The sequence below is a fragment of the Pantoea rodasii genome (assembly GCF_002095465.1).
GTDB lineage: Bacteria > Pseudomonadota > Gammaproteobacteria > Enterobacterales > Enterobacteriaceae > Pantoea > Pantoea rodasii.
The window spans coordinates 56,571-68,518 of the sequence record NZ_MLFP01000015.1 but is presented as its reverse complement, the minus strand read 5'-3'; the positions used below and the strand labels follow the sequence as shown (position 1 = coordinate 68,518).

The 11,948-nt window shown below is 51.0% G+C and carries 10 protein-coding genes and 2 pseudogenes; 5 read left to right on the top strand and 7 right to left on the bottom strand.

Annotated features, from left to right (window positions below; all coding sequences use genetic code 11):
• Nucleotides 1-26 precede the first annotated feature (26 nt).
• Both grxC and HA45_RS17465 read right to left on the bottom strand, forming a co-directional pair.
• Nucleotides 27-281: a glutaredoxin 3 gene (gene grxC, locus HA45_RS17470; RefSeq protein WP_007885328.1), complete on the bottom strand. Its 255-nt coding sequence runs from the start codon at nt 279-281 to the stop codon at nt 27-29.
• A gap of 17 nt (nt 282-298) precedes the next feature.
• Nucleotides 299-730: a rhodanese-like domain-containing protein gene (locus HA45_RS17465; RefSeq protein ID WP_100702006.1), complete on the bottom strand. Its 432-nt coding sequence runs from the start codon at nt 728-730 to the stop codon at nt 299-301.
• 249 nt (nt 731-979) lie between these two features.
• Here HA45_RS17465 and envC point away from each other — a divergent pair, with 249 nt between their 5' ends.
• From envC to HA45_RS17450, 3 genes are all read left to right on the top strand, one after another.
• The gene (gene envC / locus HA45_RS17460; RefSeq protein WP_100702007.1) at nt 980-2,281 is read left to right on the top strand and encodes a murein hydrolase activator EnvC; all 1,302 of its coding nucleotides are present in this window, start codon (nt 980-982) and stop codon (nt 2,279-2,281) included.
• The gene (locus HA45_RS17455; RefSeq protein WP_100702008.1) at nt 2,282-3,184 is read left to right on the top strand and encodes a divergent polysaccharide deacetylase family protein; all 903 of its coding nucleotides are present in this window, start codon (nt 2,282-2,284) and stop codon (nt 3,182-3,184) included. It begins immediately after the preceding gene.
• A gap of 129 nt (nt 3,185-3,313) precedes the next feature.
• The gene (locus HA45_RS17450) at nt 3,314-4,393 is read left to right on the top strand and encodes a glycosyltransferase family 9 protein (protein ID WP_100702009.1); all 1,080 of its coding nucleotides are present in this window, start codon (nt 3,314-3,316) and stop codon (nt 4,391-4,393) included.
• A 38-nt stretch (nt 4,394-4,431) separates the two neighbouring features.
• Here the strand turns inward: HA45_RS17450 and HA45_RS17445 are convergent, their stop codons facing one another.
• The 4 genes and pseudogenes from HA45_RS17445 to rfaD all read right to left on the bottom strand — a co-directional run bounded on the left by HA45_RS17445 (nt 4,432) and on the right by rfaD (nt 8,294).
• Nucleotides 4,432-5,337: a WaaZ-like lipopolysaccharide core biosynthesis protein gene (locus HA45_RS17445; RefSeq protein WP_100702010.1), complete on the bottom strand. Its 906-nt coding sequence runs from the start codon at nt 5,335-5,337 to the stop codon at nt 4,432-4,434.
• Nucleotides 5,338-6,298, bottom strand: a pseudogene (gene rfaC / locus HA45_RS17440) (lipopolysaccharide heptosyltransferase RfaC).
• Nucleotides 6,299-6,300: 2 nt separating this feature from the next.
• Entirely contained in the window at nt 6,301-7,344 is a 1,044-nt protein-coding gene (rfaF, locus tag HA45_RS17435; RefSeq protein WP_100702012.1) for an ADP-heptose--LPS heptosyltransferase RfaF, read from the bottom strand.
• 17 nt (nt 7,345-7,361) lie between these two features.
• Nucleotides 7,362-8,294, bottom strand: coding sequence for an ADP-glyceromanno-heptose 6-epimerase (rfaD, locus tag HA45_RS17430; protein ID WP_100702013.1), 933 nt, complete (start codon nt 8,292-8,294; stop codon nt 7,362-7,364).
• Nucleotides 8,295-8,525: 231 nt separating this feature from the next.
• Between rfaD and HA45_RS17425 the strand changes: the two are divergent.
• Both HA45_RS17425 and tdh read left to right on the top strand, forming a co-directional pair.
• A pseudogene (locus HA45_RS17425) lies at nt 8,526-9,733 on the top strand (glycine C-acetyltransferase).
• On the top strand, nt 9,730-10,758 hold the full coding sequence (gene tdh / locus HA45_RS17420; RefSeq protein ID WP_100702015.1) for an L-threonine 3-dehydrogenase: 1,029 nt from the start codon (nt 9,730-9,732) through the stop codon (nt 10,756-10,758). The pseudogene HA45_RS17425 and the gene tdh overlap by 4 nt, the downstream one beginning before the upstream one ends.
• 34 nt (nt 10,759-10,792) lie before the next feature.
• Here tdh and HA45_RS17415 read toward each other — a convergent pair whose 3' ends face one another.
• Complete coding sequence (locus HA45_RS17415) at nt 10,793-11,875, bottom strand: glycosyltransferase (RefSeq protein ID WP_100702016.1); 1,083 nt, start codon at nt 11,873-11,875, stop codon at nt 10,793-10,795.
• Between the last annotated feature and the right edge of the window lie 73 nt (nt 11,876-11,948).

Here is an 11,948-nt window from a genome sequence, read left to right as displayed (position 1 = left end):
GTGAGTTAAATTGTCTGACCGAAAAATTATGCCTGGAGTAAGGGATCAAGTCCCTGACGCCCATCCAGCGCGTAAAGATCGTCACAGCCGCCAATGTGCTGTGCATCAATAAAAATCTGTGGAACCGTTGTACGGCCGCTACGTTGAATCATCTCTTCACGTTTCGCCGCGTTCCCATCAATGGGAATCTCCTGGAACGATACGCCTTTCTGATCCAATAACGCCTTTGCCCGGTGACAATATGGGCAAGTTACTTTGGTGTAAATCTCTACATTAGCCATGCGGTTACCTCTGGGAATTATTTACCGCGTACCAGCGGCAGATTCTCACCACTCCAGCCGCTCACGCCATCTTTCAGCACGGAGACTTTTTCGAAACCTGCGGCACTCAATTTTGCTGCCGATTCACCCGCGCTCTGGCCGGTGGCACATACCACAATTATGGGCTGTGACTTATGCTTTTCCAGCTCGCCGAAGCTGCCTTTTTTAATATCTGCTGCTGCGAAGTTTAGAGCCCCTGAAATGTGTCCTTTGCGGTAATCGTCACGTGAGCGAACGTCTACCACCACCGCGTCCTCTTTATTAATCAGGTGGGTTGCTTCACCACGGCTGATGGTTTTTACCTTAGAGAACATTCCTTTAACGGTGGTCACAATCACCAGAACGAGTAAAGCAACCCATGCCAAACTGAGGATGGGGTGATTGCTTGCAAACTGCATAATTTCTTGCATGAGGGGTAACGACTCCAGACCGGGCTAATAAGCTAAAACAAGGGTTCTGAGTATACCTGCGCCACTTAGCATGTACAGTCGCGAAGCGGCCAGAGTTACAATTTGTGCGTCATTTTCCAAAAAAAGTGTTCTAATCCCAAAATTGAGACAAAGTTTATGCCGGTAAGCTCGGCACCGACATCTTTCGTAAAGCAAAACCCGTCCAGGATAACTGGTAAGCGGCTGTTCATCGTGGAATAATTATCGACTATGAAGGGAAAAGCGACCGTTTCACATACAAGGACCCGTTACAACGGCCCAGCGCATCCGTTGTTATTTCGCTGGTCCGAAATCTCCCTGAGCCTGCTCTGCGCGGGCGCGTTGTTATTGCCTGTTTATGCACACAGCGCGGATGACAACAAAACCCAACTCAAGTCCATTCAGCAAAACATCGCTGAAAAAGAGAAGAGCGTTAAAGCGCAAAAACTGCAGCGCAGTAAGCTCCTGGATCAGTTGCAAAGTCAGGAAAAAGTGATTGCGCAGGCCAGTCGTCAGCTGCGGGAAACGCGCAATAGCCTGACCGCGCTAAACGGTGACATCGCCCAAATCACCGCCTCGATTTCTCGTCTGGAAAAACAGCAAGCTCAGCAGGAAAAACTACTGGCTCAACAGCTAGATGCGGCATTTCGTCAGGGCCAGCATAATGGTTTACAGCTGCTGTTGGGCGGTGAAGAAGCCCAGCGCAGTGAACGCATTCTTGCCTACTTCGGCTACCTTAATGCTGCACGCCAGAAAAACATCGACGATCTGAAACAAACTCAGCAGCAACTGGCTGAGCAGCGTCAAGCGCTACAAGGTAAGCAGGACCAACAAAAATCCTTGTTAGCGCAGCAACAAACGCAGCAAACCAAATTGGAAACAGCCAGTGCAGCGCGGAAGAAAACCTTGACCGTGCTCGAAAGTTCACTGGAAAAAGACCAGGCTGATTTGGTTGAGATGCGAGAAAACGAAAGCCGTCTGCAGGATAAAATTGCCAAAGCAGAGCGGGAAGCCCGCGAACGTGCAGAGCGTGAAGCACGCGAGGCAGAAAAAGTGCGCCAACGTCAGGCGCAGGCGAAAGCCAAAGGATCCAGCTATCAGCCAACGCAGAGCGAACGCGAGCTGATGGCGCGTACCGGTGGTCTTGGTAAGCCCGGCGGGCAAGCCTTGTGGCCAGTATCCGGACGCATTGAACATCGCTTCGGGGAATCCATGCAGGGTGAACTGCGTTGGAAAGGTCTGGTTATTGATGCGCCAGAAGGCACCGAAGTGAAAGCCATCGCCGATGGACGCGTACTGATGGCCGATTGGCTACAAGGCTACGGTCTGGTTGTCGTACTGGAACATGGTAAAGGCGATATGAGTCTTTACGGCTACAACCAAAGTGCGCTAGTGAGCGTTGGTGCTCAGGTGAAGGCAGGACAGCCTATCGCCCTTGTGGGCACCAGCGGCGGCCGCGGCACGCCATCGCTCTACTTTGAAATCCGACGTCAGGGACAGGCCGTCAATCCACTACCGTGGTTAGGAAGATAAGTGTTTTTTCAGCCCTTAAAGCTACCCATTGCGCTCTGCGCCCTATTTTTCACACTTTCAGCTCAGGCGGGCAAACTCTCAATTGTGATCGACGACTTTGGATATCGCCCGGTTGAAGAGAACAAAGTGCTGCAAATGCCCGCTGCCATTTCTGTTGCCGTTTTGCCTAACGCGCCACATGCGCGTGAGATGGCAACCAAAGCGCATCAGGGTGGCCATGAAGTGTTAATCCACCTGCCAATGGCACCGCTCAGTAAGCAGCCGCTGGAAAAAGACACGTTAACCCCCGACATGAGCAGCGAGGAAATCGCGCGCATAGTACGCGATGCGGCCGGTAAAGTGCCCTTCGCGGTGGGTCTCAACAATCATATGGGCAGTAAAATGACCTCCAGCCTGCCCGGCATGCAGAAAGTGATGCAGGTACTAAATCAGTACAATTACTACTTTCTTGATAGCATGACGATTGGGAACAGCCAGTCCATTCCTGCCGCGCAAGGTACGCGCGTCAAGGTACTAAAACGCCGGGTATTCCTCGATGACAGCCAGAATGAAGCGTCAATTCGCGAACAGTTTACGCGTGCCGTAAAACTGGCACAGCGCGATGGTTATGCCATTGCCATCGGCCACCCGCATCCAAATACCGTTCGTGTGCTGCAACAAATGCTGCCGTCACTGCCGGGCGATATTACACTGGTTCGTCCGAGCCAATTGTTAGGTGAGCCTGTGCACCAGGGTAAAACTCCGCCGGCAACGAATAACTCACCAACGCTGAAATTCCGTGCGCCGGGAGTGTGTAAGGTCAGTAAACCGCTGCCGCCAGTGCCACAAAGTCGTGCCGTAGATGTCGTGATCGAAAGTGTGGCAGACAGTAAGTTAATCAATCAGTTAGGTTTACTTTTTTAACCCAATCATCAACGCTTTGAAAAATTAACGTTAGTCCCATTCGGGGCTAGCGTTTTTTTCGTTATCATAACGAAATTAATTCCCGTAACTGATGTCAAATTTGCCAGGTTCTTAGGGTTAATTGTAATAATGAAAAAGCATTGGAAAATAAACGTAATCAATAACGTACTCAGTTTGCATGCCAGACTGAGCCAGATTGACAAACACAAGACGCAGCTGAGCTCAAATCATGAGTTTAAACGTATTGTTATTTTCTCAACGACCGCATTGGGGGATCTACTTTTTAACACTCCTGCGATCAAAGCCATTAAACGTCGCTATCCAGATGCCAAACTCATGCTGGTATCCAGTGACAAAAATCGCGATCTCGTTGAAAAGAGTCAATGGTTCGATGAAGTTGCAATTTGGGACAATAAAATTGTTCGTGCGCCCAACTTAATCAGAAAGATTCGTCGATTTAAGCCTGACATTACACTTTTATTACACTCCAGCTTGGGATACGATATTCTTTGCTCTCGGTTAGGTGGATCACCCTATATCCTTCGTGATAATTTCCGCCATGATAACACCGCATTCAACCATTGGCTGGATAAGTACTCCACCAGTGTAGATGGCCATATTATTCAACGTAAAATGGATTTAATTAGCGTATTAGGTTGTGATATTTCTGATATCACCATGCAATTCCCTATCACGATAAATAAAGAACTTCGAGATGAAGGCAGCCAGATTATTGGCTTTCAAATGGGAGCATCCGGTAAAAATCGCTGCTGGCCAGTTGAACATTTTTCTCAGCTAGCCGAATGCATTTTTTTAAAACATCCGAATGCAAAAATTGTATTAACAGGCGCTGGACAAGATCAGCCAATTGAAAAAGCGTTCTTTGCACTCTTGCCTGAACAATATCGCCATCGCGTAACATCCTATATCGGGAAAACCCGTCTTCCTGCGTTAATTGAGCTTATCCATTCTATGGATGTATTGGTGACAGGTGATACCGGTCCACTTCATATTGCAGTTACCGCTCAGACCCCGACAGTCAGCCTTTATGTCAGTGCCAACCCGAGACATACCGGGCCTTATCAAGACTTATCGATTCATAAAACCATTCGCATAGAGCCGGAAACGGGAGATGATGTTCATTACCCATTACGTAAAATCAGTGTGGAAAGGGTTTATGATGAATTAAGCAGCGTCATTAAAAAGTGATACTTGCTGCCAGTTTCATTGTGCAATCTGGCAGTGAGCTATTGAGGGAAGAGAGAGTCCAGCGTGGATTTTTCAAAGATATCCTCACCCAGCCCGCTGTTTAAGCATAGGTTGTAGGTTTTTATTCCTGCACGGTCCAGCTCTCTACTAGCGTGCAAGAAAGCGGGCTTGATAATATCAGAAAAGTTTGCAGCCAATAAGCTGGGGAGCTTATCACCTTCACTTTCATAAAACCTGGGTGCGGTGAAATTATTCATATCAACACCCGCTAATAAAATGCGTTCTGCTCCCAACCATACGGCAATTTGCAGCGCCCAATAGGCAACCGTGCCCGCATCAAAAATACCCTGACGGATATCCCAGGAAAATCCCGCGCAAGGTTCTGTAGGGAATAAAGTAATGCCATTTTTAAAACGATAATGACGTTCATACTCTGCTGGCATTATTTTTTGGCGAAACACTTTATAACTTAAGTCTTCAATAATGGCCAATCGGCACTTAATATCCGCTAACTTTATACTCCTGAGCATATCATTTAGGCAATGCACAGTGGTAAAAAGTAATAATTGCGAATCAGCAAGCACTTCTCGCACAAGACTCGCACGCTGTTCAACAAAACCACGATCAACAATAACGTAATACGAAAACTTCACATGGTTCCGCAGATGATAGGCACCATTTACGCCAATAAAAGTCGTTCCCGACAGTTTATTCAAATCCAGTGAATTGACCGAAGGCCCAGTGGCTAAAATAGTGATGTCGCCAGACACCCGGGCCTGCAATTGGCTTAGATTTTCCAGCGGCACATTCTGTTTGCGGTAGGTCAACGTCTTAATATGGTCTTCTGCTGCCCGTTGGATCGTAATGTACGGCCAAAAGTTCTCATTGTGCCGCATGATTCTGGCATGAGTATATCGATACAGCTGTTTGAAGAGAGAGTCCATTCAGGACAGCTCCCGCAACTTCAACATCACATCTTCAGCCTGAATGGCCTGCATATTTCCACCGGCACCGCGCAACTCATGCTGATTCTTACCATAACCCCCAATCAAACCCGGATCGGTCGGACCAAAAAGGGTAACATTTGGACGATCCAGCGCAGCGGTCAGATGGCTCAAGCCGGTATCAACAGAAACAACCGCGCGCGCCCTGCTAGTTGCTGTGCCACCTGCTCCAGCGTCAGTTTTGGCAGAACCTCTGCATGGGCAAAACCTTCAGCCATTCTCAATGCACGCTGATGCTCATGTTCAGCTCCCCACGGTAATTTCACTCGCAGGCCGGTAGGTTGTACTAATTCAATCAACTCGCGCCAATGCGACTCTGGCCAATGCTTGTTATCGCGCGTGGTGGCATGCAGAAACACCAAATACTCACTTGCATCGCTGGGCAGCGAGGAGAGGAAATGGCCTGCAATCGCATAATCACCCTGGGTCTCCGGTTTCTCATAACCCAGGCTTTTAGCAAACAGCTCACGCGTGCGTTCTACCGCATGTTGCTGTTTGTTGATTTCATGGCGTTTGTCATACCACCAGCTAGCAAACGGCTCACGCGCGCTGCGGCTATCTTGTCCATGCTTTTCGCCTTTAGCCAGGCGTGTCACCAGTGCGGCGCTTTTGATCAGCCTTGCGCATCAATCACCACATCATACTGGCGGGATTGCAGATCTCGCTTAAACAGCACGCGCTCTTCACGCTGCTGGCTGCCAAACCAATGTTTACGCCAGCGGCGAATCGCCACTGGCAGCACTTTATCGACTGCCGGATGCCAGCTGGGGATCTGAGCAAAATTCTCTTCGACAACCCAATCAAAACGGATGCCGGGAATAGCCTGCATCGCATCAGTCAACGCCGGTAAGGTGTGCAGCACGTCTCCCATTGAGGAGGTTTTGACAATTAAAACGTGCATGGTTACTCCTGCACTGAATGCAGCAGCGCACTCAGTTCCTGATGAACACGAGCAGGCTGAATATCAATCAAACTTTGATGATAACCCTCTTCGGCATCACCTTTACGTACTTTGTGATAGCCCGTGATCAAGCGAATAACACGCGCTTGATGAGACAGCGGCGGCGTAAAATCCGGGCTGCTTGGGCCATACAAGGCGACTAACGGACGGTTCAGGGCGGCGGCAATATGCATCAACCCGGAATCATTACTGACGACGGCCGCGCAATGTGCGATCAAGATAACTGCCTGCTCTAGTTGCGTATCGCCCGCCAGATTTTTGCAGTGCGCTCGTGCTGATTCCGATAACGTTTGGACAATAGTGTCACCGGTTTCGCGATCTTTAGCCGAACCGAACAGCACCACCTGGTAGCCTTTGCCAATCAGTTGTTCGGCAAGCGCCGCATAATGGTAGTGCGGCCAGCGCTTTGCTGGGCCAAATTCTGCACCGGGGCAGAATCCAATAACCGGGCGATCGGCAGACAGCGCAAACTGCCCCGCCGTCATGCGTTTCTCATCTTCATCTACCCGCAACTGCGGCCACAATAATGGCTGCGGCAACTGTTGAGCAGAAGCGATGGGTTGGTCATAGCCCAGCGCAACATAACGCTCCACCATCAGCGGAAAAGCGGCTTTGTCCAGCACACGCACATCGTTCAGCACGCCATAGCGCATCTCGCCACGCCAACCGACGCGGCGTTTTATGCCAGCAAAGAACGGAACCAACGCCGACTTGAACGAGTTAGGCAGCACATAGGCACGATCATAACCGCTGTCCTTGAGGGTTTTCCCCAAACGACGCCGTTCACCCAACGCCAGAGCGCCATGGCCCAACGGCATCGCCAGCGCCTGGTTCACTTCCGGCATGCGTGATAGTAAAGGTCGGCACCAGGCCGGCGCCATCACATCAATCACCGCTTCCGGATGCTCAGCCTTGAGCGTGCGATAGAGACTTTGCGACATCATCATATCGCCGACCCAGGAAGGGCCAATGACCAGAATTTTCATTGCTGGTGCCGGTATCCTTATGCGTTACGATTGAGCCAGTTCATGTATTCACCCACGCCCTGAGCAACGGTTTTAAACGGCTTGTCATAACCGGCTGCGCGCAGATTGGTCAGATCAGCCTGAGTGAACGCCTGATAGCGGCCTTTTAGTTTTTCCGGGAACGGGATGTATTCGATCTGACCTTTCTGATGGAAGTTCAGTACCGCATCGGCCACTTCCTGGAAAGATTCAGCACGGCCGGTTCCGCAGTTAAAGATGCCAGATACACCGTTTTCCCAGCACCACAGGTTCACTGCAACTACATCGTCAACGTGGATGAAATCACGGCGGAAGTCATCACTGCCTTCAAACAGCTTTGGATTTTCACCGTTGCTGATCTGCGTGTTCAGGTGGGATGCCACGCTTGCCATACCGCCTTTATGTCCTTCGCGAGGGCCATAGACGTTGAAGTAGCGGAAGCCACACACTGGAGAATCGGCTTCTGGCAGAATCTGACGCACATAGTGGTCGAACAGCATTTTCGAGTAGCCATAAACGTTCAGTGGCTGCTCGTACTGGCGCTCTTCAATGAAGTTCTCGTTACGGCCACCATAAGTTGCAGCAGAAGAGGCATACAGGAACGGAATTTCACGTTCCAGACAGAAGTGCAGCAAATCTTTGGAGTACTGATAGTTGTTATCCATCATGTACTTGCCGTCCCACTCGGTAGTCGCTGAGCAGGCGCCTTCGTGGAACACCGCTTCGATTGGACCCAGATCTTCGCCAGACATGATGTAAGAGAGAAACTCTTCTTTATCCATGTAATCCGCGATATTCAGATCAGCAAGGTTCACGAATTTGGTGCCATCTTTCAGATTATCCACCACCAAAATATCGGTAAGACCGCGATCGTTCAGCGCTTTAACAATGTTGCTGCCAATCATGCCAGCGCCACCGGTTACGATAATCATATGCTTTGCCTTTAAACAGTTGGGGTGAAACAGGAGGTTTCACGCACGAATGCCTAACATCATAACATTTCAGCCCGAGACAGGCAGCCAGATGACTCCGTAACCACTGCACAAATTGCATCCATCACGTGAACTATGCTGCAAAACAGAGATTTCTCTGGCGGAAATGTCGGCACGATGCTTTTCAATTAGTAATATGTGCCAAAATTTTGCTATCTGAGGAGCAGAATCATGTCCAGTCAGTTTTATTCGCAAATCCGTCAACAGCTTGAGACAACGCTTAACGAGGGATTGTTCAAACAAGAACGTACCATCACGTCGGCGCAGCAGGCTGAGATCAATGTCGCCAATAGCCCGCCGGTGATTAACTTCTGTGCCAACAATTATCTCGGTCTGGCGAATCATCCTGCGCTCATTCAGGCCGCCAAAGAAGGCATGGATTCACACGGCTTCGGTATGGCATCAGTGCGCTTTATCTGTGGCACTCAGGATATCCACCAACAATTAGAGCGCAAGCTGGCTGAATTCCTGGGCATGGAAGATACCATCCTGTTTTCTTCCTGTTTTGATGCCAACGGCGGTCTGTTTGAAACTCTGCTCAGTGCGGAAGATGCCATCATCTCTGATGCACTCAATCATGCCTCGATTATTGATGGCGTACGCCTGTGTAAAGCGCAGCGCTATCGCTATGCCAACAACGATATGTCTGAGTTACGCGCTCGGCTACAGGAAGCGCGCGATAAAGGTGCACGCCACATTTTGATCGCCACCGACGGCGTGTTTTCGATGGATGGCGTGATTGCTAACCTACAAGGCATTTGCGATTTAGCCGACGAATATGACGCGCTGGTGATGGTCGATGATTCCCATGCGGTCGGTTTTGTCGGTGCAGCTGGACGTGGCACCCACGAATACTGCGGTGTGATGGATCGCGTTGATATCCTGACCGGCACATTAGGCAAAGCGCTGGGTGGCGCTTCGGGAGGTTATGTGGCCGCGAAAAAGAGGTGGTTGAATGGCTGCGTCAGCGTTCACGCCCTTACCTGTTTTCCAACTCACTGGCACCGGCCATCGTTGCTGCCTCGCTGCGAGTACTGGACCTGCTCAGTGAAGGCGATGGATTACGCCAGCGTCTGTGGGATAACGCCCGCTTCTTCCGCGAAAAAATGACGGCTGCTGGCTTTACGCTGGCAGGTGCCGACCACGCCATCATTCCAGTGATGCTGGGTGACGCCAAAGTGGCACAGCAGTTTGCCAGCCTGCTGCAAAAAGAGGGTATCTACGTCACGGGCTTCTTTTATCCGGTGGTTCCGCAGGGCCAGGCCCGCATTCGCACCCAGATATCTGCCGGCCATACGCAGGCACAACTTGAACACGCCGTTGCCGCCTTTATCCGTATTGGTCAGCAGTTGGGCGTGATTACAGGAGCCGCAGAATGAAAGCGCTGGCCAAGTTAAAAGCCGAAGAAGGCATCTGGATGGTGAAGGATGCGCCGATTCCCGAACCTGGACATAACGACCTGCTCATCAAAATTCGCAAAACGGCGATTTGCGGTACCGACGTTCACATTTACAACTGGGATGACTGGTCGCGTAAAACTATTCCTGTCCCGATGATTACCGGCCACGAATATGTCGGCGAAGTTGTCGGTATGGGCGAGGAAGTAAAAGGTTTTGCCATTGGCGACCGCGTTTCTGGCGAAGGTCACATTACCTGTGGTCACTGCCGAAATTGTCGCGCCGGGCGCACTCACCTGTGCCGTAATACCGTCGGTGTAGGCGTTAATCGTCAGGGCTGTTTTGCCGAGTACCTTGTGATCCCAGCGTTTAATGCCTTCAAAATCCCCGACAATATCTCTGATGAACTGGCAGCGATTTTCGATCCCTTCGGCAACGCCGTGCATACCGCGCTGTCGTTTGATCTGGTCGGCGAGGATGTGCTGATTTCCGGCGCTGGTCCGATTGGTATTATGGCTGCAGCGGTGTGCAAACATGTGGGCGCACGCAATGTGGTCATCACCGATATCAATGAATACCGCCTTGGCCTGGCGCGTCAGATGGGAGTGACGCGCGCAGTGAATGTGGCGCAGGAAAATCTTCGCGATGTGATGACAGAACTGGGCATGACGGAAGGTTTCGATGTCGGGCTGGAAATGTCGGGCGCGCCTCCCGCATTTCGCACCCTACTGGAAGTGATGAACCATGGTGGGCGTATCGCGTTACTGGGCATTCCGCCGGGCGAGATGGCGATTGACTGGAATCTGGTGATCTTCAAAGGACTGTTCATCAAAGGCATCTATGGCCGTGAGATGTTTGAAACCTGGTACAAAATGGCAGCGTTGATTCAATCCGGGCTCGACTTGACGCCCATCATCACACATCGCTATCACATCGATGAGTTCCAGCAGGGATTTGACGAAATGCGCTCCGGGCGTTCCGGTAAAGTGGTGCTGAGCTGGGATTAAAGATTTCAGGGAGGCTTTTGGGCCTCCCATGAACTCACTTAATCAGTGCCAGATACTGCTGACAGATTGCCGCCGTATCAAACTCGGCAAAGGCATCCGCGGCTAACAGCGGCGGGTGCTGATAGATGTCACACATTGTCTTTGCCAGCGATTCAGGATTGAGATCCGCCAGGCCGCGCGCTAAATCACCTTGCAACAGCCACTCCGGGCCTCCCGGACAACGCGTACTGACAACAGGCGTGCCACACAACACCGCTTCAATCAGCACATTACCAAAACCTTCGCTATCCGAACTAACGATCAGCATCGTTGCCCGGCTTATCCACGCATAGGGGTTAAGCGTAAAGCCCTGAAAAATCACCCGTTCGGCGATACCTAACGCTTGTGCCTGGGCTTCTAATGCGGCTTTCCGCTGTGCCGAACCCTGGCCCAATAACACCAGCGGCTGCTGAATATTGCTTAATGCGTAAGCCTTTAACAGGCGATCATGCCGTTTAGTTTCGTGGAAGCGCCCCACGTGCACCAAAAAGCCAGATTCCGGCACTTCGGCGGGTTCGGCTGCCAACTGCCGAATCAACGCAATATCGAACGGATTGCCAATCACCGCTTCGCGTGCGGGCTTCACAGCAAAGGCCACTTTCAAATCATCCAGCACAGCGGGTGAAACGCCGACCACGTTACGCCCCTGATAAACCTGCTGGATTTTACGCGCCTTTAACCAGCGTGATAATCCGGTGCGATGCCCAAGATAGGAGGCTGAAAAAACGCCATGCAGGCAAAACCAGGTTTTCTTCGCAGCCAGCGCACGGCTTCGACGCACAATACGGTCAGTTTTGTGCAGGTGAGACACAACAAGATCGAATTCACCCGCCGTTTTCTCCGCCTGCTGTACCGCAACGTCCAGCAAACGGGCTCGCCGACTCAGCTCAGTAATTTTGCGCCAGGGGCGACGATTGGTGTCTTCGATGACCTGATAATCCACCCCCTGCGGCAAGGGGTACTCACACACTTTTCGCAGGGAAAACAGCGACACGTGGTGCCCCTGGGCGAGCATACCGGTGACCAACGTCAGGACCACTTTTTCAGCGCCGCCGCCCGGCAAACCATCTATCACCATAAGTATGCGTTTTGACAAAATACCCTACCTGTCTGAATGAAATAACGTGTGAGTGACTGCAGTGCTGGCCTGG

Coding starts and splice junctions, on each gene's coding strand:
- rfaD (WP_100702013.1), bottom strand. CDS start 8,294: ATGATTATCGTAACCGGTGGCGCTGGCATGATTGGCAGCAACATTGTT.
- tdh (WP_100702015.1), top strand. CDS start 9,730: ATGAAAGCGCTGGCCAAGTTAAAAGCCGAAGAAGGCATCTGGATGGTG.
- rfaF (WP_100702012.1), bottom strand. CDS start 7,344: ATGAAAATTCTGGTCATTGGCCCTTCCTGGGTCGGCGATATGATGATG.
- HA45_RS17450 (WP_100702009.1), top strand. CDS start 3,314: ATGAAAAAGCATTGGAAAATAAACGTAATCAATAACGTACTCAGTTTG.
- HA45_RS17415 (WP_100702016.1), bottom strand. CDS start 11,875: ATGGTGATAGATGGTTTGCCGGGCGGCGGCGCTGAAAAAGTGGTCCTG.
- HA45_RS17445 (WP_100702010.1), bottom strand. CDS start 5,337: ATGGACTCTCTCTTCAAACAGCTGTATCGATATACTCATGCCAGAATC.
- HA45_RS17465 (WP_100702006.1), bottom strand. CDS start 730: ATGCAAGAAATTATGCAGTTTGCAAGCAATCACCCCATCCTCAGTTTG.
- envC (WP_100702007.1), top strand. CDS start 980: ATGAAGGGAAAAGCGACCGTTTCACATACAAGGACCCGTTACAACGGC.
- grxC (WP_007885328.1), bottom strand. CDS start 281: ATGGCTAATGTAGAGATTTACACCAAAGTAACTTGCCCATATTGTCAC.